Source organism: Pseudoxanthomonas sp. SGT-18, from assembly GCF_003931645.1.
Lineage (GTDB): Bacteria > Pseudomonadota > Gammaproteobacteria > Xanthomonadales > Xanthomonadaceae > Pseudoxanthomonas.
Map to the genome: position 1 here is coordinate 430,128 of NZ_RRYJ01000002.1, position 21,159 is coordinate 451,286.

Here is a 21,159-nt window from a genome sequence, read left to right on the forward strand (position 1 = left end):
CGCGCGCCCTCACTCGCGGCGGAACTCGACCGGCAGGTGCACGGTGGAAGGCACGGCCTGGCCGTCGCGCATGGCCGGCTCGAAGCGCCACTGCCGCGCCGCCGCCATGGCGGCGCGGTCGAATGCCGGGTCCTCGCTGCCACCGCGCGCGACCACCTGCACGTCCACCGGACGCCCGTCGCTGCCGACGATGATCGCAACGACCACGTCGCCCTCGCTGCCGTTGCGCAGCGCGCTGCGCGGATAGCTGGGCACCGGGTTGCCGGCCAGCGGGCGTGGCGGGCGGTCCGTTTCCAGCGCTGTGGAAGGGCTGGCGGGCAGGCCGTCGTAATACTGCGGCTGGTCGCCGGCAGCCACCGGGTTTGCCTCGCGCAGGGCCAGCCACGCCAGGGCCGCGGCGAGCAATGCCAGGCCCAGCATCGCCGCGCGCAGCGCCAGGGCGTGCCTGGACAGTGCGGCCCGGAGCCCGGCGCGGCCGGTGTCGAAGTAGGTGGCCATGGCGGTTCCTCGTTGCAGGTGCACGGGGAGTCTGGCCACGCCGGTGTGTCGGCCGGATGATCGGGCGATGAGGCCCGTGCCAACGGCGCGCCACGGTTCAGCGCCGTGAGCGCCGCTTCACTCGGTCTGGAACTCCACCGGCACGATGGCTTCGCCCGGGAGCGGCCGGCCTTCGCCGTCGCGTGCGGGCTGGAAGCGCCAACGCAGTGCCGCCTCGGCCGCGGCGCGGTCCAGCTCGCGCGAACCGCTGCGCTCGACGATCTCCACGTCGCCGGCGCGGCCTTCGGCATCCACCTGGACCCGCAGCACCACGGTGCCACTCTCGCCGCGGCGCAGGGCGGAAGCGGGATAGCGTGGCGCGGGCTGGCCCGGCAGCAGTTCGGGTGCCTGGGCGATGCTGGACGCCACCGGCGCGACCGGCGCCGGTTCCACCGGCGCGGGCTCGACGGTTTCCGGCTCCGGCTGCACCGGCTCCGGCGCGGGCGCTTCCTCCACCAGGCGCGGTTCCTCGCCGTCGGCGGTGCGCGGCAGCGGCGCGCTGGTTCCAGCCGGCATGGGCGCGGGCAGCGGCTCGCTGGGCAGCGCGGCCAGCGCCGCCGCCGGGGCGGCCTCGCCCGGAGCGGGCTCGCCGGACTGCCGGGTCACCACCAGCAGGAACAGCACCCAGCCCAGCACGAAGGCACCGGCGACCACGGCCCAGCGGCTGCGGGCCAGGCGGCGCAGGAGGTCCGCGGGGTGTTCTTCGGTTCGGCTCATGCGGCGTGTCGGGGGCGGAGCGGCCGATTCTGGCACAGCCCGGCCGGGCCCGCGGGCGCGGGGGGGCGCCGGTTGGGGGATAATGCACGTCTCTTCCGCGTCCTCTCGGTCCCTGCAATGCTCGACCCCTCGCTGCTCCGTTCCCAGACCGCCGCCATCGCCGAGCGCCTCGCCACGCGCGGCTACGCCCTCGACACCCAGGCGCTGGAATCGCTGGAGGCCGAGCGCAAGGCCATCCAGGTGCGCACCCAGGAGCTGCAGAACCTGCGCAACACCCGCTCCAAGGCGATCGGCCAGGCCAAGGCCAGGGGCGAGGACGTGTCCGCGCTGCTGGCCGAGGTCGCCGGCTTCGGCGACGAGCTGAAGGCTTCCGAGGCGCGCCTGGAGGAGATCCGTGGCAAGCTCGAAGCGCTTACCCAGGGCATCCCCAACCTGCCGGCCGAGGACGTGCCGGTGGGTCCGGACGAGTCGGCCAACGCCGAGCAGCACCGCTGGGGCACGCCGCGCAGCTTCGACTTCGAGCCCAAGGACCATGTCGACCTGGGCGCGCGCAACGGCTGGCTGGACGCGGAGACCGCGGCCAAGCTGAGCGGCGCGCGCTTCACCGTGCTGCGCGGCCAGCTGGCGCGCCTGCACCGCGCCCTGGCCCAGTTCATGTTGGACCTGCACACCGGCGAGCACGGCTACGAGGAAACCAACGTGCCGGTGGTCGTCAACGGCGACGCGCTGTACGGCACCGGCCAGCTGCCCAAGTTCGAGGAGGACCTGTTCTCCACCCAGCTGGGCGAGAACCGGCGCTACCTGATCCCGACCTCCGAGGTGCCGCTGACCAACATCGCCCGCGGCGAGATCCTGGCGCCGGAGCAGCTGCCGCTGCGCATGACCGCGCACTCGATGTGCTTCCGTTCCGAGGCCGGCAGCGGCGGCCGCGACGTGCGCGGCATGATCCGCCAGCACCAGTTCGAGAAGGTGGAGCTGGTCTCGATCACCCGCCCGGAGGACAGCGACGCCGAGCACGAGCGCATGACCCGCTGCGCCGAGACCGTGCTGGAGAAGCTGGGCCTGCCGTACCGCCGCGTGCTGCTGTGCACCGGTGACATGGGCTTCTCCGCGCGCAAGACCTACGACCTGGAGGTCTGGCTGCCCTCGCAGCAGACCTACCGCGAGATCTCCTCCTGCTCCAACTGCGGCGACTTCCAGGCGCGCCGCATGCAGGCGCGCTGGCGCAACCCGGCCACCGGCAAGCCGGAACTGGTGCACACGCTCAATGGCTCGGGCGTGGCCGTGGGCCGCGCACTCATCGCGGTGATGGAGAACTACCAGAACGCCGACGGCTCGATCGACGTGCCCGAGGTGCTGCGGCCGTACATGGGCGGCGCGGCCCGCATCGCCTGATCCCTCCCGGCGGCCGGCAGCGCCGGCCGCCCTCCTGCCTCAGGCCGCCTCGGCCGGCGGCTGCACCAGTTCGTCGATCCGCGCCCGGGCCCCGGCCAGGGCCTGCTCGCGGTGTTCGGGCGAGATCGCCACGCCTTCGGCGCGGACCAGTTCCACATCGTGGATGCCGATGAAGGCGAACAGCTGGCGCAGGTACGGCTCCTGGAAGTCGGTCGGCGCACCGGCGTGCAGGCCGCCGCGGGCGCTGGCGATGATCACCTTGCGCCCGCCAGCCAGGCCCTGCGGGCCCTCGGCGGTGTAGCGGAAGGTGCGCCCGGCGACCACGATGCGGTCGATCCAGGCCTTCAGGGTCGAGGGAATCGACAGGTTGTACATCGGCACGCCGATCACCACGACGTCCGCCGACAGGAACTGCTCCAGCACGCGCTCGGCCTCGGCCGCCTGCGCCGGATCGCTCTTGGCCAGCGCGGCGCCGGTCAGGTGGGGCAGGGGCTCGGCGTCCAGGTCGCGGTACTCGACCTGCAGGCCGGGATGGTGCGCCTTCCACTCGGCGACAATGGCGGCGCTCAGTCCGCGGCTCACGGAATTGGCGCCCAGGGCGCTGGAATCGATATGCAGTAGTTTCATGGCTGTGCTCTCGCTGCTCTAGGGTGGTAAGGGCGGTAGGGCCGCCGGCAGGGCACAGGGTCCATCGTTGCAACTATGGGATAAAGGTGGTTAGATAACACCGTCTGTTGCGTCTGTGGAGACAGCGCCATGCAGGACCTGAACGACCTCTACTATTTCGCCATGGTCGTCGAGCACGGCGGCTTTGCCGCGGCGGAGCGGGCCCTTGGAATTCCCAAGTCGCGCCTGAGTCGCCGTATCAGCCAGCTGGAAACCGACCTCGGCGTGCGCCTGTTGCAACGTTCCACCCGCCGCTTCGCGGTCACTGACGTGGGCATGAGCGTGTACCGCCACGCCCAGACCATGCTTGCCGAGGCCCAGGCCGCGCGCGAGGTGGTGGACCGCCTGAGCGCCGAGCCGCGCGGGCTGGTACGGGTGAGCGTGCCGGTGGCTATCGCCCAGCAGCAGCTGCCGAAGCTGCTGCCGAAGTTCCTGCAGCAGTACCCGAAGGTGCGCCTGCAACTGCACGTCAACAACCGCCGCGTCGACCTGATCAACGAAGGCTTCGACGTGGCCCTGCGCGTGCGCACCCGGCTGGACGACGACGGCAGCCTGGTGATGCGCAGCTTCGGCCAGATCCAGGAACTGATGGTGGCCAGCCCCAAGTACCTGGACCGGGCCGGTCGGCCCAAGGATCCGTCCGAGCTGGCTTCGCACCTGACCCTGAGCATGCACGAGGATGAAGCGCACCAGCGCTGGGAACTGCACGGTCCCAACGGCGAGGTGCGCCGCGTGGACGACCTGCAGCCGCGGGTGGCCGGGTTCGACTTCCCGCTGCTGCTGGCGATGGTCAAGGACGGTTTCGGCATCACCATGCTGCCGGAGACCGTGTGCGCCGAGGCCGTGCGCAACGGCGAGCTGGAGGTGGTGCTGCCCGAGTGGTCGCTGCCGCAGGGCATCTGCCACGCGGTGTTCGCCTCGCGCCGCGGCCTGCTGCCGGCGGTGCGGGTGTTCATCGACTTCCTGGCCGAGCACCTGCCGAAGCAGATCGAGGCCTCGCGCCTGGACTGCGGCAACTGCGGGCGCAAGGATGGCGGCGCGGTGGCCGCGGCCGGCAGCGAAATCGCCCTGGCCGGCTGATTCGGCGCCCACCGGCATGCGACAATCGGCGGCCGGCCAGCGGCCTGCCGCCGCATTGCCGTCCGCGCTGCACGGTGTGCAACCTTGCCTGGCGCTTCGGCGGCAGCATGGCTGCCGCCGGACCCGGCATGGACGTCGGTGGGGTGCGGTGGGGCGAGGCGGCACGCATGTCGCGCCCGGCCATGTCCGTAGCAGCGCCAGTGCATTGGCTTGCGCGCGGACCGGGCACTGCGGTGCGTGGTCCTGGTCCGCACGGCGGCGCCGCGAAAGCGGCGCGATGCAACGTAAAACGGAGAGATGGCCGAGCGGTTCAAGGCACCGGTCTTGACCCGCAGGCCGAAGGCCGGGGGGCGCATCGACGCAGTCGATGCAAAACCGGCGACGCCGCGCAAGCGGCGCGATGCAACGTAAAACGGAGAGATGGCCGAGCGGTTTAAGGCACCGGTCTTGACCCGCAGGCCGAAGGCCGGAGGGCGCATCGACGCAGTCGATGCAAAACCGGCGACGCCGCGCAAGCGGCGCGATGCAACGTAAAACGGAGAGATGGCCGAGCGGTTTAAGGCACCGGTCTTGAAAACCGGCGTAGTGGCGACACTACCGTGGGTTCGAATCCCACTCTCTCCGCCACCTTCAGGACAGGGGTTCCCGGGCACGGCCTGGTTGCACCCGAGGGTTATGCAAACATTCCTTGCGCCGCTTGTCGCGCCATGGAGGGAGCGATAGGCTGCGGCGCGGGGCATACCGAGGGAACGGCATGGCCATCCGTGTATTTCTGATCGACGACCATGCGCTGGTCAGGACCGGCCTGCGCATGATCCTGGGCGCCGAAGCGGACATCCAGGTCGCCGGCGAAGCGGAGAGCGGCGAGGACGCGCTGCGCCAGCTACGCGCACTTTCGCCTCCGGTGGACGTGGTCCTGTGCGACCTGCACCTGCCGGGCATCAGCGGGCTGGAAGTGACCGAGCGCATCGTGCGCGAAGGCGTGCACGGGCACGTGCTGATCGTGTCCGTGCTCGAGGACGGGCCGCTGCCCAAGCGCCTGCTCGACGTGGGCGCCTACGGCTACATCGGCAAGGGCAACGATGCGCGCGAACTGCTGCGCGCGGTGCGCGACGTCGCCGCAGGCAAGCGCTACCTTGGCAGCAGCGTGGCGCAGAACATGGCGCTGGCTGGCGTGGAACGGGTGGAGTCGCCGTTCGACACGCTCTCGCCGCGCGAACTGGAAGTGGCCATGCTGCTGGTCCAGGGGCTGCGCCAGGAAATGATCGCGCGCCGGCTCAAGCTCAGCGCCAAGACCGTCAACACGCACAAGTCGCGCCTGTTCGAGAAGGTCGGCGTGCAGGACAGCATCGCGCTGGCACGACTGGCGGCCCGCTACGGGCTGATGGATCCCGGCCGCTCGCTGTAAGCCGCGCCGCCCGGTCGCAGCCATGCACCGCGGATGGGGCTGGCGTTGCGCCGCCACCGTGCGGCGCACGGGTCTCGTTGCTGCAGTGGACAGCGGAGGAGCAGGGGACGGGCCGTGCGACGCGGGCTCGGGCCGCGCCGTGAACCTGGCGCCAGAGCACCTCGGCCGTCCGCGGGCCACTGCAGGCAGACAGTCGATGTCTGGCGCGAACCCGGGCGGGGAGCCAACAAACTTCCCTGAAACGACGAAGGCCCGCCATACGGCGGGCCTTCGTCGCTGCCGGCCGGCGGACTCAGTCCTGCTGGCGCGGCGTATCGGCCTGTTCCTCGCCGCTCGCCTCTTCCCCGGCGGCGGCATCGGCCGCACCGGTTTCCGGGGCCCGGGTGGCTTCCTCGCCACCGGCCTCGCCAGGCTCGGCCTGGGCGGCATCAGCCTGGCTCGCATCGGCCTGCGGCGCAGGCACCTGCCCGCTTTCCGGCAGCTGGTCAAACAGGCCGGCGGTGGTGAACGGGTCCGGGTTGGCAGGCTGCTCCGCCTCGGCGGCTGCCGGCTCTTCCGCGGCCGGCGCTTCTGCCACGGCCGGAGCCGGAACTTCCCCGGCCGCCGGCGTCTCCGCCTTGGCCTCGGAGGCCGGGGCGTCCGGCGCCGCTTCGGCCACGCTGACCGGGGCGACGGCAGCGGCATCGGCCGGGGTCGCCTCGGCCGGCTGCGGCGCGGCTTCCGGCGCGGCGGCCGTGGCGGCGGCCGTGGCGGCGGCCTCGGCAGGCGTCACCGGCGCGGAGGCCTGTTCCGCGGCCACGGCTTCGACCGGCGCGGCAGGTTCGACCGCCGGCACCGGATCCGGCGTGGCGGTGGGCGCCTGCTCCACCGGCGCGGGCTCGGCAGGGGTCTCGGCGACAGCCTCGGTCGCGGGCACGGCCTGCTGGGCAGCCGCGGTTTCGGCGGCACCCGGCTCAGCGGCGACCGGCCCGGCCGTCGGGGCGGCAACCGGAGCCGCAGGGCCATGGGATTCCACGTCTGCGGCCGGGGCCGCGCTCACCGGGGCCGGCAGGTCGTCGAAGTCGAACTCCGGCTGGCTGGCCGGGGCGACCTGTGCCGCGGCCTCGCCCTCGGCGTCGTCATCGCCCTCGAGGCCTTCGCCCAGTTCCTGCGCGCCCTCGGCGCTGGCACCCTCGGCCGCGGCACCACCGCGACGGCGGCGACGGCCACCGCGACGGCCGCGCCGACGGCGGCTGCCGCCCTCCGCGGTCGCGCCTTCCTCGCCAGGCGCCGCGGCCTCGGCGACGGCGGTCGCCTTGCCGGTGGCCTCGGCCGGAGCGGGCGAGGGGACATTGCTGGTGTCGTCGAGCGGGGCGGCGACCGCGGCAGCTGCCGCGGCAGCCACGGCCGCGGTGCCGGGCTGCACGGGCTCGGCGGCTGCCGCCTGGGCCGGCTCTTCGGTGCGCGGGCGCTGCGGCTGCGCCGGACGGGCAGCGGTTTCGGCGGCGGGGGCGCTGGTGGCCTCGGCCGGCTTCGGCTGGCGCTGCTTCTGCGGCTGCTGCTTGTTGCCGCCGGCCTGCTGGCCATTGCGGCCCTGCTGCTGCGCCTTGTCCTGCTTGTCCTGCTTGTCCTGGCGTTCCTGCTTCGGCTGGGCCTGGCCATTGCCGCCCTTGCCCTGGCCGCGCTTGCGTCCCTGGCCCTGCGCCTGGCCGCTGCCGGCCGCCTCGCCGCGTTCGCGGCGCGGGCGCTCGTTGCGGTTGCCGCGGCCTTCGCCCTGGCCGGCGGCCGCGGTGCGCTCGGGCTTGGCCGGGGCCGGGGCCGGGGCCGGATCCAGCGCCGCGCCAAACAGGCGCTTGAGGAAGCCGACCACGCCGCCGCCAGTGGACGGGGCAGGCGCCGGGGCAGGTGCGGGCGCCGCCGGCTGCACCGGCGCTTCCTCGCGCTCCTCGCGCACCGGTGCCGGGCGCGGCGGGGCCACGCGGGTCACCGCCGGGGCCGGCGGGATGTTCAGCTGGGCCTTGGTCAGGGCGTGCACCGGCAGCTTGCGCGGGGTGCCGCGCTGGTAGGAAGGCTTGCTGCTTTCCTCGCCCAGCTCGTTCTCGCGCAGGCGGGTGACCTCGTAGTGCGGGGTCTGCAGCTGCTCGTCGGCGACGATGATGATCGGCGCGTCGTGGCGGGTCTCGATCTCGCGCAGCGCGCTGCGCTTCTCGTTGAGCAGGAAGTTGGCGATCTCCACCGGGGCCTGGACCAGCACCTGCCCGGTGTTCTCCTTCATCGCGTGCTCCTCGGCGACGCGGATGATGGACAGCGACAGCGACTCGATGCTGCGCATGCGGCCGTGGCCCTCGCAGCGCGGGCAGACGATCTGGCTGGCCTCGCCCAGGCTGGTGCGCAGGCGCTGGCGGCTCATCTCCAGCAGGCCGAAGCGGCTGATGCGGCCGATCTGGACGCGGGCGCGGTCGTACTTGAGCGCCGCCTGCAGCCGCTCCTCGACCGCGCGCTGGTGCTTGGACGAGGACATGTCGATGAAGTCGATCACCACCAGGCCGCCCAGGTCGCGCAGGCGCAGCTGGCGGGCCACCTCGTCGGCGGCCTCCAGGTTGGTCTGGAACGCGGTCTCCTCGATGTCGCCGCCCTTGGTGGCGCGGGCCGAGTTGACGTCGATCGCGGTCAGCGCCTCGGTCTGGTCGATCACCAGGGCGCCGCCGGAGGGCAGGCGCACGGTGCGCTCGTAGGCGTTCTCGATCTGCGACTCGATCTGGAAGCGGTTGAACAGCGGGATGTCGTCGGTGTAGTGCTTGAGCTTGCGCAGGTTGTGCGGCATCACCTGCTCGATGAACTGCCGCGCGTCGTTGTACATCTCCTCGGTGTCGACCAGGATCTCGCCGATGTCGTTGCGCAGGTAGTCGCGCAGGGCACGGATGATCAGCCGCGACTCCTGGTAGATCAGGAACGGCGCCGGCTTGCTCAGGGCCGCCTCGGCGATCGCGCGCCAGACCGCCAGCAGGTAGTCCAGGTCCCACTGCAGTTCTTCCGCGTCGCGGCCCACGCCTGCGGTGCGGATGATCACGCCCATGTCGTCCGGGATGTTCAGGGCGTCCATGGCGCGCTTGAGCTCGGCCCGGTCCTCGCCCTCGATCCGGCGCGAGACGCCGCCGGCGGTCGGGGAGTTGGGCATCAGCACCATGTAGCGACCGGCCAGCGAGATGAACGTGGTCAGGGCGGCGCCCTTGTTGCCGCGCTCGTCCTTGTCCACTTGGACGACGACTTCCTGGCCCTCGCGCAGCAGCTCGCGGATGCCGGCCTTGTTCGGGTCCACGCCGGCCTGGAAGTAGTCGCGGGAGATTTCCTTCAGCGGCAGGAAGCCGTGGCGCTCGGCGCCGTAGTCGACGAAGGCCGCTTCCAGCGAGGGCTCCAGCCGGGTGATGCGGCCCTTGTAGATGTTGGACTTCTTCTGTTCCTTGGACGGCTGTTCGATGTCGATGTCGTAGAGGGTCTGGCCGTCCACGATGGCCACGCGCAGTTCCTCTGCCTGCGTGGCGTTGATGAGCATTCGCTTCATGGTGCGTTCCTTATCGCGCTCTGACGCGCGGAACGCCGGGCGTTCGCCGTACTGGAATCCCGCCCCGCCGTGTTCCGGCGGGGCGGGCTTCGCCGCCCTCGCGCAACAGCGCGTCCGGGCGGATCCTGGTTTCCAGCGCTGCAACACCACGGCGGTCCGCGGGAGCGCTCTGCTTGTCTGGTTTTAGGTACAGCGGGCCGGTGGCGCGGACGCCACGCGGGACATGTTCAGCTACCGGTGCTCTGACCCACCGGGCCATGGCCGGGTCTGCCTGCAAGCCGCTAACATGGCCGCCCCGGGGGCGGTGGTCGCGTACTGTGCCGGGGTCGCGGGAAGTCCGGGCTTTCGGCCCCGTGACTTCTTCCAGCGGAATCAAACCCTTACATCGCCACCCGAGTCTAACAGAATTAGCCGCCAATGACCGACCCATCCCCCCGGGCAGGAGCCCGCACCGTTACGGTGCCAGAAGACCGTGACGGGCAGCGCCTGGACAACTTCCTGCTGGGCCAGCTCAAGGGCGCCCCGCGCAGCCTGGTGTACAAGCTGGTGCGCAGCGGCCAGGTGCGGGTGAACGGCGGCCGCGCCAAGGCCGAGCGCAAGCTGGCCGGCGGCGACGAGGTGCGCATCCCGCCGGTGCGGATCGAGCCGGAGGGCGAGCGCGGGACCCCGGCGCCGGGCCTGCTGCAGCGCATGGAAGCGGCGATCGTCTTCGAAGATGCGCGCATCCTCGTGGTGGACAAGCCTTCCGGCGTGGCCAGCCACGGCGGCAGCGGGATCAGCTTCGGCGCCATCGAGACCCTGCGCGCCCTGCGCCCGGGCCAGACCCTGGAACTGGCCCACCGCCTGGACCGGGACACCTCCGGCATCCTGGTGGTGGCCAAGAAGCGCTCGGCCCTGGCCGAGCTGCAGGCACTGATGCGCGAGGGCGGCGCCGGCGGCGGCATCCGCAAGCGCTACCTGGCCCTGCTGGCCGGGCGCATGCCCGACGGCACCATGAGCGTGGACGCCCCGCTGCATGTGGGCCTGCGCCAGGGCGGCGAGCGCCACGTGCAGGTGGCCCCGGCGGGCAAGCCCTCGCTGAGCCACTTCCGGGTGCTGGAGCGGCGCGGCGGGCATTCCTACTGCGAGGTGCGGATCGAGACCGGCCGCACCCACCAGATCCGGGTCCATGCCCGCCACCTCGGCCACCCGGTGGCCGGCGACGACAAGTACGGGGACCCGGAGGTCAACCGCCGCCTGCGCGACAAGGCCGGGTTGCGCCGGCTGTTCCTGCACGCGGCTTCGCTGGAGTTCGCCCTGGACGCCGGCCGCACCCCGTACACCCTCAATGCGCCGCTGCCGCCGGAGCTGCGCGAGGTGCTGGACCGGCTCGACTAGGCCGCCGCCGCGGCGTTCACAGCTTGAACAGGACCAGGCTCACGGCCAGCACCGCCATGCCGCTGACCAGGCCGTACACGGTCTCGTGGCCCTTGCCGTAGCGCTTGGCCGCCGGCAGCAGCTCGTCGATCGCCAGGAACACCATGACCCCGGCGATGATCCCGAACACCGCGCCGAACACCGCGTCGGTCATCACCTGCGACAGCAGGGCGTAGCCCACGCCGGCGCCGATCGGCTCGGCCAGGCCGGACAGCAGGCTGGCGATGAAGGCGTAACGCTTGTTGCCGGTGGCGTAGTACACCGGCACCGCGATGGCGATGCCCTCGGGGATGTTGTGGATGGCGATGGCGAAGGCCAGCGGCAGGCCCAGGGCCGGGCTCTCCAGGGTCGCGAAGAAGGTCGCCAGGCCTTCGGGGAAGTTGTGCGCGGTGATCGCCACCGCGGTCATCAGGCCCACCCGGCGGATGTACTCGCGGTTGTGCTCGCGCAGCGCCGGGTCGTCGCTGGTGAGGCTGTCGTGCGGATTGGGGATCAGCCGGTCGATCAGCATGATCGCCACCAGCCCGGCCAGGAAGGCGCAGGTCGCCCCGGCGAAGCCGGCCTTGTCGCCATAGGCCAGGCTGAAGGAGGCGATCGACTTGTTGAGGATCTCCGACAGTGAGACATAGACCATCGCGCCGCCGGCGAAGGCCAGGCCGAAGGCCAGCAGGCGCGGATTCGGGTTGCGGGCGAAGATCACCAGCAGGCTGCCCAGGCCGGTGGCCAGGCCGGCGGCCAGGGTCACGCCAAGTGCGACCAGCACCTGGGAGAGGGCGATCTCGGGCATTCAGGCAGGCCTTGGGAGGTGGGGCGGGGGACTCAGGGGCGGCGGCCGGCGTCCAGGGCGAAGCACTCGTCCGGGCGCACCTGCGGCGGGGTGAAGTTCACCGGCACCTGGATGGTCCGCGCGATCGGCTGGCCGCCGCGGGTGGCCGGGCGGAACTTCCAGCCCTGCACGGCCTCCTGTGCCAGGCGGTCCAGCTCGTCGTTGCCGCTGCTGCGCAGCAGGGTGATGCGGGTAGGCGTGCCCTCGGTGCCCACTTCCACCTGCAGCACGCTCTGCCCGCCGATCCCGGCGCAGCCCAGCTCGGCCGGGTACTGCGGCGGCGGGGTGTCGATCGCCGCGATCTCGGTCGGCGGCGGCACCGGCGCGGCCGGGGTGGCGTCGTCGCGGCCGCAAGCGGCCAGCAGCAGCGTGCCGAGCAGGGCGGCGGAAACGGGCAGGGCGCGGGTCATGTTCAGTCCTCGAGCAGGGCGGAAGCCTTGGCGGCGCAGATGAAGTCGTTCTCGCTCAGGCCGCCGACGTCGTGGGTCGAGAAGCGCACCACGCAGCGGTCGTAGTGCACGCCCAGGTCCGGGTGGTGGTCCTCCCGGTGCGCGATCCAGGCCAGCGCGTTCACGAAGGCCATGGTGTGGTGGTAGTCGCGGAAGCGGAAGGTGCGCACCAGGGCGCGGCCTTCCTCGGCCAGCTCCCAGCCGGGCACCTCCGGCAGCAGCTCGGCCAGGCGCGCCTGGGTAAGGCGGTGCTCGATGCCCTTGCGGGGGATGCAGTGCGCCCGCGACAGCGGAATCAGGTCTGGCATGCCGGGTCTCCATCTGCCGGCCGATGATCCCCGTGGCGGCGTGCACGCAGCGTTGCAGCCTGGCGTGGCACACCGGCTGCGGGAGGGGGCCGGGACCCGGCTAGAATACCCGCATGATCAACATCTCAGACACCGCGCAGGCGCATTTCCGCAAGCTGGTCGAACGCGAGGGCATCCCCGGGCTGGGGGTGCGCCTGAGCGCGGTCGACCCGGGCACGCCGCGCGCCGACGCGCGGCTGGAGTTCGCCGAGCCGTCCGAGCTGGCCGGCGACGAGTGGGCGGTGGACTGCGAGGGCTTCACCCTGTACGTGGCCGCCGACAGCGTGCCGTGGCTGGACGGCGCCGAGATCGACTACGTCTACCAGGGCACCGGCGCGCAACTGACCATCCGCGCACCCAAGATCAAGGGCGAGGCGCCCGGCGAGGCCGCCTCCCTGGTCGAACGCGTGCGCTGGGTGATGGACAACGAGATCAACCCGCAGCTGGCCTCCCACGGCGGCCGCGCCGCGGTGGAGCAGGTCTCCGCCGACGGCGTGGTGTGGCTGCGCTTCGGCGGCGGCTGCCACGGTTGCGGCATGGCCGACGTCACCCTCAAGCAGGGCATCGAGAAGACCCTGATGGCGCGGGTGCCGGGGGTGACCGCGGTGCGCGACGCCACCGACCACGACTCCGGCTCGGCGCCGTACATGCCGCGCGGCCGCGCAGGCTGACCCGGCGGCCTTGCGGTGACGCGGGGGGCCGAAATCATCCAGCTGCTCAACGCGCGCGAGCGCGTGCGCGTGCCTTTGGAGCGCAGCACCGGCCTGCCCTACGGCTGGGCGCTGTGGATGAAGGCCGCCCCGGCCGCCGCCGCTCCGGCGCTGCGTGCGGACGAACTCGTGGCACTGCTGGCCGCGCGCCCGCCCGGGCCCTGGCCGCGCGGCGAGGAGCTGACCCGCTGGCAGGCCCTGCTGGCGCTGTTCCGCCAGGGCTGGCAGCCGGCGCCGCGCGACGAACGCCCGCTACGCGCCCTGTCCTGGGCCGGCAGCGCCGCGTTGCACCTGGTATTCGTGCTGCTGCTGTCCTGGATCGCCTACCTGCAGTCGCTGCTGCCGCCCCCGCCGCGCGCGGCCGGCGGCGGCGGCGGGGAACGCGTGGGCATTGGCTTCGTTGGCCGCGAGGGTGCCGCGGGCACGCCTGGCGATTCGGCGCAGGGCGAGGCCTCCGTGACGCCGGCCGCGGCGCGCCAGCCCGGCCAGGCACGGCAGCGGCCGACCCCGCCGACGCCCGCGCCGCAGGTGGCCGATGCGGCGGCCGCGGCGGGACAGTCCGCCGCAGCAACCGAACCCGTCGCGAGCGCGCAGGCCGATCCGGCCGAAGCCGCGCTCGAGGTCCCGCCGGTTCCGCTGATCGAGCCCCGGGCGCCAGCCCCGCGGTTGCCGGAGGTGGCGCTGCGCGAGGTGGAACTCCCGGAACCGGTCGAGGTGGCCAGCGTGCCTGTCCCACAGGTGCCGCTGCCGGTCCGCGAGGTCGCGGTGCGCGAGCCGCAACCGCAGCTGCGCGAGCGCGAGGTGGTGGTGGTCACGGCTCCGGCCATCCAGGCGCCGCGTCCGCGCGAGGTGGACCTGCCCGCGCCGCGGGCGCGCGAGCCGGAACTGCGCCCGCGCGAGGTCGTCGTGGTCGATGTGCCGGCGCTGCCGGCGCCGGCGGTGCGTCCGCTGGAGGTGCCCGCGCCGCCGGTGCGCCTGCCCGAGGTGCGCCAGCGCGAGGTGCCCGCGCCAGTCGCCGCCACCGCACTGCCCACTCCGCCGGTGCGCCTGCCGCAGGTGCAGCCGCGCCCGTCGGCTGCCCCGGCGCTGCGCCCGCGCGAGGTCCCGATGCCGGCCGCGCCGAGCGCCGCTGCACCGGCGCCGGCCGTGGCCCAGCCAGCCCCGGCAGCCGCCGCGCCTGCGTCCCAGCCTGGGGAGTCGGCCGCGGCGCCGTCGCCGGCTACGGCGGCAGCCCCTGCGCCGGCTGCGGCCGCGGAACCGGCGGCACCCGGCGCGGCGTCGTCCGCGCCGCGCCAGGAGCGTGGCACGGCGCCGGGCAGCGATCCCTGGGCCAATGTGCTGGCGGATGACCGCTGGGGCGGACAGGCCCAATCCGCGGGGCCCGGCCCGGGCCTGTTCGACGCCCAGGGGCGCGCGCGCCTGCCTGGCGCGGGCGAGGCGCCGGGGCAGGGCCCAGGGGGCGGAGCGGGCGAGGGCCTGGCCGAGCGCGGTGCTCCCGGGGGCGACAGCGATGCCTGGACCCGCGAGCGCATCGAGCAATCCGGTACCTGGCTCAAGCGCCCGCCGTACGACTACGAGCCGACCAGTTTCGACCGCTACTGGGTGCCGAACGCGTCGCTGCTGGCCGAATGGGTGCGCAAGGGCATCAAGTCGGTGGCGATCCCGATCCCGGGCACCAACGGCAAGCGGATCACCTGCGTGGTCTCGCTGCTGCAGCTGGGTGGCGGCTGCGGGATCAGCGACCCCAACCTCAACGAGCAGGCGGCCGAGGCGCGGCCACCGCCGGACGTTCCGTTCAAGCCGGAGCTGCAGGAGGACAACGGCAGCGTGCGCCCGTGAGCCGCCTGCTGGGCCGCGCCCGGCATCCTGCTAGAATCGGCGACCGCTTTTCACCTGCCAGTTGCCGCCATGATCGAGCTCAATCCCGTCCGCCAGCGCATCGCCGACCTTACCGGTCGCGTGGTCTCGCTACGGGGGTATCTTTGACTACGACGCCAAGAAAGAGCGTCTGGAAGAAGTAAACCGCGAACTGGAGCTGCCCAACGTCTGGGACGACCCGGAGCGTGCGCAGGCCCTGGGCCGCGAGCGCGCGATGCTGGACAAGACCGTCGGCGGCATCGCCGCGGTGCTGGAGGGCCTGGAGGGCTCCACCGAACTGCTCGAGCTGGCCGAGAGCGAGCAGGACGAGGAGACCGCCCTGGCGGTGGTGGCCGACGTCGACCGCTATGAGAAGGAGATCGAGAAGCTGGAGTTCCAGCGCATGTTCTCCGGGCAGATGGACGGCGCCAACGCCTTCGTCGACATCCAGGCCGGCGCCGGCGGCACCGAGGCCCAGGACTGGGCCGAGATGCTGCTGCGCATGTACCTGCGCTGGTGCGAGTCGCGCGGCTGGAAGACCGAGCTGCTGGAGGTCTCCGGCGGCGACGTAGCCGGCATCAAGTCCGCCACCTTCCGCGTGGAAGGCGAGTTCGCCTACGGCTGGCTGAAGACCGAGACCGGCGTGCACCGCCTGGTGCGCAAGAGCCCGTTCGACTCGGACAACCGCCGCCACACCAGCTTCACCTCGGTGTTCGTCAGCCCCGAGGTCGACGACAAGATCGACATCGAGATCAACCCGGCCGACCTGAAGACCGACGTCTACCGTTCCTCCGGCGCCGGCGGCCAGCACGTCAACAAGACCGAGTCGGCGGTGCGCATCACCCACGTGCCCAGCGGCATCGTGGTGGCCTGCCAGACCGAGCGCAGCCAGCACGCCAACCGCGACCGCGCGATGAAGATGCTGGCGGCCAAGCTGTACGAGCTGGAGCTGCAGAAGCGCAACGCCGAGAAGGACGCGGTGGAGGCCACCAAGTCCGACATCGGCTGGGGCAGCCAGATCCGCAACTACGTGCTCGACCAGAGCCGGATCAAGGACCTGCGCACCGGCATCGAGCGCAGCGATACCCAGAAGGTGCTGGACGGCGACCTGGACGAGTTCGTCGAGGCCAGCCTCAAGGCCGGCCTGCAGGTCGGCGCCAAACGGACCGACGCGGCCTGAGGCCGCGGCCGCCGCGCCGCGCGCCGATCCGCGTCCGCATCCTCCCCCGACGACCGGCCCGGCCGCCACGCGCGCCGGGCCGCCCAGAACCCAGGCGCGCCCCGCGCCACGTCCGGTCCAGAGCATGAGCCAGTCCAACGAAACCACCGCCGTCGCCCCCGCCGACGAGAACCACCTGATCGCCGAGCGCCGCGCCAAGCTCGCCGCCCTGCGCGAGCGCGGCATCGCCTATCCCAACGACTTCAAGCGCGCCGACTACGCCGGCGACCTGCAGGCCGAATTTGCCGACGCGGAGAAGTGGGCCGCCGAGGCCCTGGAGGCGCTGCCGCGCAAGGTGGCCCTGGCCGGCCGGCTGATGGCCAAGCGGGTGATGGGCAAGGCCAGCTTCGCCCAGGTCATGGACGAGTCCGGCCGCATCCAGCTGTTCCTGCAGGCCAACGCCCTGGGCGAGGCCTACGAGGCGTTCAAGTCGTTCGACGTGGGCGACATCGTCGCGGTCGAGGGCGGGCTGACCCGCACCCGCACCGGCGAACTGTCGGTCAAGGCCACCTCGCTGCGGCTGCTGGTCAAGTCGCTGCGCCCGCTGCCGGACAAGTGGCACGGCCTGGCCGACGTGGAGCAGCGCTACCGCCAGCGCTACGTCGACCTGATCGTGACCCCCGAGGCGCGCGACGTGTTCGTCAAGCGCAGCAAGATCATCCGCGCGATCCGCTCCTGGCTGGACGAGCGCCGCTTCCTGGAAGTGGAGACGCCGATGATGCACTACATCCCCGGCGGTGCCACCGCCAAGCCGTTCATCACCCACCACAACGCCCTGGACCTGCAGCTGTACCTGCGCGTGGCGCCGGAGCTGTACCTCAAGCGACTTGTGGTCGGCGGCCTGGAGCGGGTGTACGAGATCAACCGCAACTTCCGCAACGAGGGTGTGTCGACCCGGCACAACCCCGAGTTCACCATGCTCGAGCTGTACGAGGCCTACGCCACGTACCACGAGATCATGGACCTGACCGAGAACGTCATCCGCGACACCGCACAGGCGGTGCTGGGCACCACCGAGGTGGAGTGGGAAGGGCAGAAGATCGACCTGGGCCCGCGCTTCCGCCGTTGGCGCATGGACGAGGCCGTGCGCCACCACAACCCGGAGATCAGCGCCGCCGACTGCACCGACCGCGAAGCCCTGCTGCGCCACTGCGAGCGCCTGGGGATCAAGGTCAAGCCGGCCTGGGGCTGGGGCAAGCTGCTGCTGGAGATCTTCGAGGCCACGGTCGAGCACCACCTCGTCCAGCCGACCTTCATCACCGACCACCCGGTGGAGGTCAGCCCGCTGGCCCGTGCCTCGGACACCGAGCCGGGCTACACCGACCGCTTCGAGCTGTTCATCAACGGCAAGGAGCTGGCCAACGGCTTCTCCGAGCTCAACGACCCCGAGGACCAGGCGCGGCGCTTCCAGGCCCAGGTCGCGGCCAAGGAGGGCGGCGACGACGAGGCCATGCACTACGACGCCGACTACATCCGGGCCCTGGAATACGGCATGGCCCCGACCGGCGGCCTGGGCATCGGCATTGACCGCCTGGTGATGCTGCTGACCGGCAGCACCTCGATCCGCGACGTGCTGCTGTTCCCGTACATGCGCCCGGGCCAGCCCGGCTGAGCCCCCGCGCGCCGCCGGGCGCGCGCCAATTCCGCTTGCGCCGGCGTGGATGTCGCACCCGCCGGCGCCGCGTTATGCTGCAAGCCGGATCAAGGGCGGGACGCAGGCCTTGGACATCGCCATCGTCGACGACCAGGCATCGGCACGCACGATGCTGCGTCACATCATCGAGGACATCGCCCCGGAGCTGAAGGTCCACGACTTCGGCGACGCGCGCCAGGCGCTGGCCTGGTGCGAGGACCACCCGGTCGACCTGCTGTTGCTGGACTACCGCATGCCGGGCATCGACGGGCTGGAGTTCGCGCGCCGCTTCCGGCGCCTGCCGCGGCACCGCGACATCCCCATCATCCTGATCACCGTGGTCGGCGACGAGCCGATCCGCCAGGCCGCGCTCGAGGCCGGGGTGATCGACTTCCTGGTCAAGCCGGTGCGCCCGCGCGAGCTGCGCGCGCGCTGCCACAACCTGCTGCAGCTGCGGCAGCAGGCCGAGACCGTCAAGCAGCGCGCGCTGTCGCTGGAGCAGCGGCTGCTGGCGAGCATGCACGAGGTCGAGGAACGCGAGCGCGAGACCCTGTCGCGGCTGGCGCGGGCGATCGAGTTCCGCGACGCCGGCACCAGCGCGCACCTGGAACGCATGTCGCGCGTGGCCTCGTTGATCGCCGAGTCGATGGGCCTGCCCGAGGAAGAGGTCAGGATGATCGAAGCGGCCGCGCCGCTGCACGACATGGGCAAGATCGCCATCCCGGATTCGGTGCTGATGAAGGCCGGCCAGCTGAGCCCCGAGGAAATGGCGATCATGCGCCGGCATCCGCGGATCGGCTACGAGCTGCTGGCCGACAGCCCCAACCGCTTCATCCAGGCCGGCGCGCTGATCGCGCTGCGCCACCACGAGCGCTGGGACGGCAGCGGCTACCCCGACGGGCTGGCCGGCGAGGCGATCCCGCTGGAGGCGCGGATCGTGGCGGTGGCCGACGTGTTCGACGCGCTGATCTCGCGCCGTCCGTACAAGGAGGCCTGGAGCATCGATGCCGCGCTGGCCTACCTGTACGCCCAGCGCGGCCGCCTGTTCGACCCGGCCTGCGTGGACGCGCTGCTGCGCGTGCGCGAGCGCCTGCTGGACATCTGCGAGCAGTACTCCGCCGCCTCGGCGCGGCCGCTCGGGGAGGTTTCCGGTGCGTAACCCGCTGGAATGGACCAGGCAGCGCCTGTCGGGCCGCCCGGACAGCGAGCACGGCCAGGCCCTGGTGCGCGTCGCCCTGATCCTGCTGATCCTGTGCTACGTGCTGCTGCCGTCCTCGCGCAGCGGCCTGGATGCGGAGCAGTACCGCGACGTGCTGGCGATCGTGCTTGGCGGCCTGGCCCTGAGCCTGGCGATCTTCGGCGCGCTGCTGGCGCGACCCGGCCGCTCGGACCTGCGCCGCGCGGTGGGCATGCTCGCCGACTACGGCTTGATGGCCGCCGGCATGATCCGCATGGGCGAGCCGCTGGCCTGGGTCTACATCGTGGTGATGTGGGTGACCGTCGGCAACGGCCTGCGCTACGGCAACCGCTACCTGCTGGCGGCGGTGGCCATGGCGGTGGCCAGCTTCGGCTCGGTGCTGTGGTTCACCGAGTTCTGGCACCAGGTGCGCGCGCTGGGCCTGGGCCTGCTGGCCGGCCTGGTGGCCGTGCCGATGTACCTGTCCAGCCTGCTGCGCCAGCTGACCCGCGCCACCGAGGAGGCGCAGCGCGCCAGCGAGGCCAAGAGCCGGTTCCTGGCCAACATGAGCCACGAGTTCCGCACCCCGCTCAACGGGCTGGCGGGCATGACCGAGCTGCTGTCGACCACCCAGCTGGACGGCGAGCAGCGCGAGTGCGTGCGCACCATCCAGGCCTCCACCCGCAGCCTGATGGGCCTGGTGGAGGACGTGCTGGACATCTCCGCGATCGAGGCGGGCAAGGTCAAGCTCAACCCGGAGAATTTCTCCCCGCGCGAGGCGCTGGATTCGGTCGGCCTGATCCTGCGCCCGCAGGCGCGGCAGAAGCAGCTGGAGTACCTGGTGGTGGTCGACGACGCGGTGCCGCAGCAGGTACGCGGCGACGCCGTGCACCTGCGCCAGGTGCTGCTCAACCTGGTCGGCAACGCGGTCAAGTTCACCGATGCCGGGCGGGTGCGGGTGGACGTGACCGTGGCCGGGGTGCAGGAGGGCGGCGGCGTGCGCCTGCGCTTCGTGGTCAGCGACACCGGCATCGGCATCCCCGAATCCATGCGCGGCCGCGTGTTCGAGGCCTTCGAGCAGGCCGACGCCAGCCTGGCGCGCCGCTACGGCGGCACCGGCCTGGGCACGACCATCGCCCGCGGCCTGGTCGAGGCCATGGGGGGCAGGATCGGCTACGAGAACCTGGAGCCGCGCGGCAGCCGCTTCTGGTTCGAGGTGCCGTTCCAGCCGGCCACCGCCGCCCCGCTGCGCCCCGCGGTGCTGGAGGAGGGCGGCCAGGACGTGGCTGCCGGCGACGGCAAGGTGATCGCCTTCGCCGACCCGTTCCTGCGCCACCGCGCGCGGGTGCGCAGCATGCAGGTGCTGGTGGCCGACGACTACGAAGCCAACCGCATGGTGCTGCAGCGCCTGCTGCAGAAGGCCGGCCACCGCGTGACCTGCGTCGCCGGCGGCGAGGAAGTGCTCGAGGCCATGGCCGAGCGCGACTACGACGTGGCCATCGTCGACCTGCACATGCCCGGCCTCAGCGGCCTGGACCTGCTGCGCCAGCTGCGGGTGATGCAGGCCGGCGGGGTCACCCAGACCCCGGTGGTGGTGCTCAGCGCCGACGTCACCCCCGAGTCGATCCAGCGCTGCGAGAAAGCCGGTGCCTACGCCTTCCTGGCCAAGCCGGTGGCCGCGGCGCGGCTGCTGGACGTGCTGGCAGACGTGGCGCTCCGGCGCGGTCGCCGCGCCGGAGCGGGCGGTACCGGCGCGCGCGAGGAGCGTCAGCCGGCGGCGGCCGGCGGCCCCGGTGCCGTGCTCGATCCCTCGGTGCTGGACGAACTGGCGGCGATGGGCATGGGCCTGGCCTTCGAGCAGGAGTTCATCCGCCACTGCCTGAGCGACGCCGAGGGCTGCCTGGCCTCGATGCAGCAGGCCGGCGAGGACGCGGACTGGTCGCGGCTGCGCGACCACGCGCACGCGATCAAGGGCGTGGCCGCGAACATGGGCCTGGTGCGGGTCGCGGAACTGGGCGGGGTGTTGATGCGCCTGCCGGAATGGCAGATGCGCAACGAATGGCGCGAGCACCTGGCGCGACTGGTCGAGGCCCTGGCCCAGGGCCGGCAGGCGCTGGATGCCCGGGTCGCGGCCCGCGATGGCGGCGCCCGCGACCGCGGGGACAGCTGAGGGGCAGGGCA

General features: G+C 72.4%; 17 protein-coding genes and 1 tRNA gene. 11 read left to right on the top strand and 7 right to left on the bottom strand.

What is annotated here, in order from left to right; genetic code table 11:
* Positions 1-9 precede the first annotated feature (9 nt).
* The gene (locus tag EIM47_RS05010; RefSeq protein WP_051403633.1) at positions 10-498 is read right to left on the bottom strand and encodes an energy transducer TonB; all 489 of its coding nucleotides are present in this window, start codon (positions 496-498) and stop codon (positions 10-12) included.
* 117 nt (positions 499-615) lie between these two features.
* Positions 616-1,254: an energy transducer TonB gene (locus EIM47_RS05015; protein ID WP_019399919.1), complete on the bottom strand. Its 639-nt coding sequence runs from the start codon at positions 1,252-1,254 to the stop codon at positions 616-618.
* Between the two features lie 117 nt (positions 1,255-1,371).
* Between EIM47_RS05015 and serS the strand changes: the two genes are divergently transcribed.
* Complete coding sequence (gene serS / locus EIM47_RS05020; RefSeq protein WP_028914645.1) at positions 1,372-2,649, top strand: serine--tRNA ligase; 1,278 nt, start codon at positions 1,372-1,374, stop codon at positions 2,647-2,649.
* Positions 2,650-2,688: 39 nt separating this feature from the next.
* Here the strand turns inward: serS and EIM47_RS05025 are convergent, their stop codons facing one another.
* Positions 2,689-3,276: an FMN-dependent NADH-azoreductase gene (locus EIM47_RS05025; RefSeq protein WP_026010791.1), complete on the bottom strand. Its 588-nt coding sequence runs from the start codon at positions 3,274-3,276 to the stop codon at positions 2,689-2,691.
* Between the two features lie 129 nt (positions 3,277-3,405).
* Here EIM47_RS05025 and EIM47_RS05030 point away from each other — a divergent pair, with 129 nt between their 5' ends.
* From EIM47_RS05030 to EIM47_RS05040, 3 genes are all read left to right on the top strand, one after another.
* Complete coding sequence (locus tag EIM47_RS05030) at positions 3,406-4,395, top strand: LysR family transcriptional regulator (RefSeq protein WP_019399922.1); 990 nt, start codon at positions 3,406-3,408, stop codon at positions 4,393-4,395.
* 537 nt (positions 4,396-4,932) lie between these two features.
* A tRNA-Ser gene (locus EIM47_RS05035) sits at positions 4,933-5,022 on the top strand.
* Positions 5,023-5,149: 127 nt separating this feature from the next.
* A complete protein-coding gene (locus tag EIM47_RS05040) occupies positions 5,150-5,803 on the top strand; it encodes a response regulator (RefSeq protein ID WP_026010356.1) in 654 nt (217 codons plus the stop codon).
* A 292-nt stretch (positions 5,804-6,095) separates the two neighbouring features.
* Here the strand turns inward: EIM47_RS05040 and EIM47_RS05045 are convergent, their stop codons facing one another.
* Entirely contained in the window at positions 6,096-9,335 is a 3,240-nt protein-coding gene (locus EIM47_RS05045; RefSeq protein WP_240626167.1) for an Rne/Rng family ribonuclease, read from the bottom strand.
* A gap of 426 nt (positions 9,336-9,761) precedes the next feature.
* On the opposite strand from EIM47_RS05045, the gene EIM47_RS05050 reads away from it, so the two are divergent.
* Positions 9,762-10,721 (top strand): RluA family pseudouridine synthase, encoded by a 960-nt coding sequence (locus tag EIM47_RS05050; RefSeq protein ID WP_026010355.1) that lies wholly within the window; start codon positions 9,762-9,764, stop codon positions 10,719-10,721.
* Positions 10,722-10,737: 16 nt separating this feature from the next.
* On the opposite strand, the gene zupT is transcribed toward EIM47_RS05050, so the two are convergent.
* Genes zupT through EIM47_RS05065 form a run of 3 tightly spaced genes read right to left on the bottom strand, consistent with a single transcriptional unit; the run spans position 10,738 to position 12,343 of the window.
* Positions 10,738-11,547, bottom strand: coding sequence for a zinc transporter ZupT (zupT, locus tag EIM47_RS05055; protein ID WP_019397832.1), 810 nt, complete (start codon positions 11,545-11,547; stop codon positions 10,738-10,740).
* A gap of 32 nt (positions 11,548-11,579) precedes the next feature.
* On the bottom strand, positions 11,580-11,996 hold the full coding sequence (locus EIM47_RS05060) for an energy transducer TonB (RefSeq protein WP_019397833.1): 417 nt from the start codon (positions 11,994-11,996) through the stop codon (positions 11,580-11,582).
* A 2-nt stretch (positions 11,997-11,998) separates the two neighbouring features.
* Positions 11,999-12,343: a 4a-hydroxytetrahydrobiopterin dehydratase gene (locus tag EIM47_RS05065; protein ID WP_125076296.1), complete on the bottom strand. Its 345-nt coding sequence runs from the start codon at positions 12,341-12,343 to the stop codon at positions 11,999-12,001.
* A 113-nt stretch (positions 12,344-12,456) separates the two neighbouring features.
* Here EIM47_RS05065 and EIM47_RS05070 point away from each other — a divergent pair, with 113 nt between their 5' ends.
* The 6 genes from EIM47_RS05070 (at position 12,457) to EIM47_RS05095 (ending at position 21,148) form a co-directional block, all read left to right on the top strand.
* Positions 12,457-13,053: an NfuA family Fe-S biogenesis protein gene (locus tag EIM47_RS05070; RefSeq protein WP_019397835.1), complete on the top strand. Its 597-nt coding sequence runs from the start codon at positions 12,457-12,459 to the stop codon at positions 13,051-13,053.
* Positions 13,054-13,068: 15 nt separating this feature from the next.
* Complete coding sequence (locus tag EIM47_RS05075; RefSeq protein ID WP_125076297.1) at positions 13,069-14,931, top strand: hypothetical protein; 1,863 nt, start codon at positions 13,069-13,071, stop codon at positions 14,929-14,931.
* A gap of 69 nt (positions 14,932-15,000) precedes the next feature.
* Positions 15,001-16,129 (top strand): peptide chain release factor 2 gene (gene prfB, locus EIM47_RS05080; protein ID WP_125076298.1). Its coding sequence is split into 2 segments (ribosomal slippage): positions 15,001-15,075 and positions 15,077-16,129, totalling 1,128 coding nucleotides; the frame shifts between segments, so codons are not numbered across the junction.
* Positions 16,130-16,253: 124 nt separating this feature from the next.
* Complete coding sequence (gene lysS / locus EIM47_RS05085) at positions 16,254-17,780, top strand: lysine--tRNA ligase (RefSeq protein ID WP_019398786.1); 1,527 nt, start codon at positions 16,254-16,256, stop codon at positions 17,778-17,780.
* Positions 17,781-17,829: 49 nt separating this feature from the next.
* Positions 17,830-18,960 (top strand): two-component system response regulator, encoded by a 1,131-nt coding sequence (locus EIM47_RS05090; RefSeq protein ID WP_240626158.1) that lies wholly within the window; start codon positions 17,830-17,832, stop codon positions 18,958-18,960.
* Positions 18,953-21,148 (top strand): ATP-binding protein, encoded by a 2,196-nt coding sequence (locus EIM47_RS05095; RefSeq protein ID WP_125076300.1) that lies wholly within the window; start codon positions 18,953-18,955, stop codon positions 21,146-21,148. Before EIM47_RS05090 ends, EIM47_RS05095 begins: the two co-directional genes overlap by 8 nt.
* The last annotated feature ends 11 nt before the right edge of the window (positions 21,149-21,159 follow it).